The sequence below is a fragment of the Mycobacterium sp. TH-M15 genome (genome assembly GCF_057473705.1).
Window position 1 is genome coordinate 1 of record NZ_JBYCLB010000701.1, and the last position, 3,068, is coordinate 3,068.

A 3,068-nucleotide genomic window follows, 5' to 3' on the forward strand; every position below is an offset into this window, starting at 1 on the left:
CACCGGCCGGATCAGCGCCTATCGCAGCCCCGGCGGGGCAGGCATCCGGCTGGACGGCGGCACCCACCTGGGCGCCGAGATCGGTCCGCACTTCGACTCGATGCTGGTGAAGCTGACGTGTCGGGGACGCGACTTCACCACCGCGGTGAACCGGGCCCGCCGTGCGATCGCCGAGTTCCGGATCCGCGGGGTGTCGACCAACATCCCGTTCCTGCAGGCGGTGCTCGACGACCCGGACTTCCGGGCCGGCCGGATCACCACCTCGTTCATCGAGCAGCGACCGCAGCTGCTGACCGCCCGGTCATCGGCCGATCGCGGCACCAAGATCCTCAGCTACCTGGCCGACGTCACCGTCAACCAGCCTAACGGGCAACGTCGTTCGGCGGTCTACCCGAAGGACAAGCTGCCCGAGGTGGACCTGTCGGTGCCGCCGCCGGCAGGGTCCAAGCAGCGGCTGGTCCAGCTGGGGCCGCAGGGATTCGCCCGCTGGCTGCGCGAGTCGAAGGCGGTCGGGGTGACCGAGACGACGTTCCGCGACGCGCACCAGTCGCTGCTGGCCACCCGGCTGCGCACCAACGGCCTGCTGAACGTGGCGCCCTACATCGCCCGGACCACCCCGAAGCTGCTGTCGATGGAGTGCTGGGGCGGCGCGACATACGATGTGGCGCTGCGGTTCCTGAAAGAAGACCCGTGGGAACGACTCGCCGCGCTGCGCGAGGCGATGCCCAACATCTGCCTGCAGATGCTGCTGCGCGGGCGCAACACGGTCGGCTACACGCCGTACCCGGAGCTGGTGTGCTCGGCGTTCGTGGCAGAGGCCGCCGCGACCGGTGTCGACATCTTCCGGATCTTCGACGCGCTCAACAATCTCGAGTCGATGCGCCCGGCGATCGACGCGGTGGCCGAGACCGGGACCGCGGTCGCCGAGGTCGCGATGTGCTACACCGGGGATCTCACCGACCCGGCCGAGAAGCTCTACACGCTGGACTACTACCTGAAGCTGGCCGAGCAGATCGTGGCCGCCGGGGCGCACGTCCTGGCCGTCAAGGACATGGCCGGCCTGCTGCGCCCACCGGCGGCCACCGCGCTGGTCTCGGCGCTGCGCAGCCGGTTCGACCTGCCCATCCACCTGCACACCCACGACACGCCAGGCGGGCAGCTGGCCAGCTACGTGGCGGCCTGGCACGCCGGGGCGGACGCGGTGGACGGGGCGGCCGCGCCGCTGGCCGGCACCACCAGCCAGCCGGCGCTGAGTTCGATCGTGGCCGCGGCGGCGCACACCGAGTACGACACCGGCCTGTCGCTGGCGGCGGTCTGCGACCTGGAGCCGTACTGGGAGTCGGTGCGAAAGGTGTACGCGCCGTTCGAGTCCGGCCTGCCGGGCCCGACCGGCCGGGTGTATCACCACGAGATTCCCGGCGGCCAGCTGTCCAACCTGCACCAGCAGGCGATCGCGCTCGGGCTGGGGGACCGGTTCGAGGAGATCGAGGCCAGCTACGCCGGCGCCGACCGGGTGCTGGGCCGGCCGGTCAAGGTCACCCCGACGTCGAAGGTGGTGGGCGATCTGGCGCTGGCGCTGGTCGGTGCCGGGGTGAGCGCCGACGAGTTCGCCGCCGACCCGACCCGGGTGGACATCCCGGAGTCGGTGCTGGGGTTCCTGCGCGGCGAGCTGGGCGACCCGCCCGGCGGCTGGCCGGAGCCGCTGCGCAGCCTGGCGCTGGCCGGACGCGGACCGGCCCGCCCGGTGCAACAGCTCTCCGGTGACGACGAGGCGGCGCTGGCGCTGGCCGGACCGAAACGGCAGGAAACCCTCAACCGGCTGCTGTTCCCCGGGCCGACAAGGGAATTCGAGGAGCATCGGGAGCTCTACGGCGACACCTCGCAGCTCTCGGCCAACCAGTTCTTCTACGGTCTGCGCCAAGGCGAGGAACACCGGGTGCGGCTGGAGCGCGGGGTGGAGCTGCTGATCGGGCTGGAAGCGATCTCCGAGCCCGACGAACGCGGGATGCGCACGGTGATGTGTCTGCTCAACGGGCAGCTGCGACCGGTGGAGGTGCAGGACCGCAGCATCGCCAGTGAGGTTCCGGCCGCCGAGAAGGCCGACCGGGCCGACCCCGGCCAGATCGCCGCGCCGTTCGCCGGGGTGGTCACCGTCGGGGTGGCGGTGGGCGAGCACGTCGACGCCGGCCAGACCGTGGCCACCATCGAGGCGATGAAGATGGAGGCCGCCATCACCGCCCCGAACGCCGGCGTCGTGCAACGCATCGCGGTGGCCGGGACCGCCTCGGTGGAGGGCGGGGATCTGCTGCTGGTGGTGAGCTGACCCGCATCGTGGCCGGCGCGGCGGGTGGCCGGCGAATCCGCGTCCCGCCCCGCGGCACCAGGCCGACCGCCGACCGGGTGCGCGAAGCGCTGTTCAACGTGCTGTCGGCGCGGATCAACTGGTCCGGCATCCGGGTGCTGGACCTCTACGCCGGGTCGGGGGCGCTCGGCCTGGAGGCGCTGTCCCGTGGGGCGTCGGCGGCGCTGTTCGTCGAAGCCGACCGGCGCGCCGCCGACGTGATCGCCGGCAACATCGCCGCCCTGGGGCTGCCCGGCGCGACGCTGCGCCGGGGCACGGTGGCCGCGGTGCTGGCCGCTGGCGCCGACTCGCCGGTGGACGTGGTGCTGGCCGACCCGCCCTACGCCGTGGACGCCGCCGAGGTGGACGCGCTGCCCGGGTTACTGACCGGTGGCGGCTGGGTGCAGGCCGGGACGGTCGTGGTGATCGAGCGGGCGGCATCGGCTCCGTCGGTTGCCTGGCCGGACGGCTGGACCGAGTGGCCGTCGCGGCGATACGGCGACACCCGGCTGGACCTGGCCGAGGTGGGGTAGCGGCGGGTCGGCGCCATTAGCCGAGCCCCGCTGCTACCGTCGTCAGCTATGAGTGGCGCGGTATGCCCGGGTTCGTTCGACCCGGTGACCCTCGGCCACATCGACATCCTGGAGCGGGCGGCCGCCCAGTTCGACGAGGTGGTGGCCGCGGTGCTGGTCAACCCGGCCAAGCAGGGCATGTTCAGCGTCGACGA

3 protein-coding genes are annotated in these 3,068 nt (G+C 72.5%); all 3 read left to right on the forward strand.

Features of this window, described 5'->3' with window-relative positions; all coding sequences use genetic code 11:
• A partial coding sequence (locus AC2VNT_RS17255) for a pyruvate carboxylase (protein ID WP_486948015.1) occupies positions 1-2,323 on the forward strand: 2,323 nt, incomplete at its 5' end.
• Positions 2,320-2,874 (forward strand): 16S rRNA (guanine(966)-N(2))-methyltransferase RsmD, encoded by a 555-nt coding sequence (gene rsmD, locus AC2VNT_RS17260; protein ID WP_486948016.1) that lies wholly within the window; start codon positions 2,320-2,322, stop codon positions 2,872-2,874. The genes AC2VNT_RS17255 and rsmD, both read left to right, overlap by 4 nt.
• A gap of 48 nt (positions 2,875-2,922) precedes the next feature.
• The coding region (locus tag AC2VNT_RS17265) for an adenylyltransferase/cytidyltransferase family protein (protein WP_486948017.1) at positions 2,923-3,068 on the forward strand (146 nt) is incomplete at its 3' end.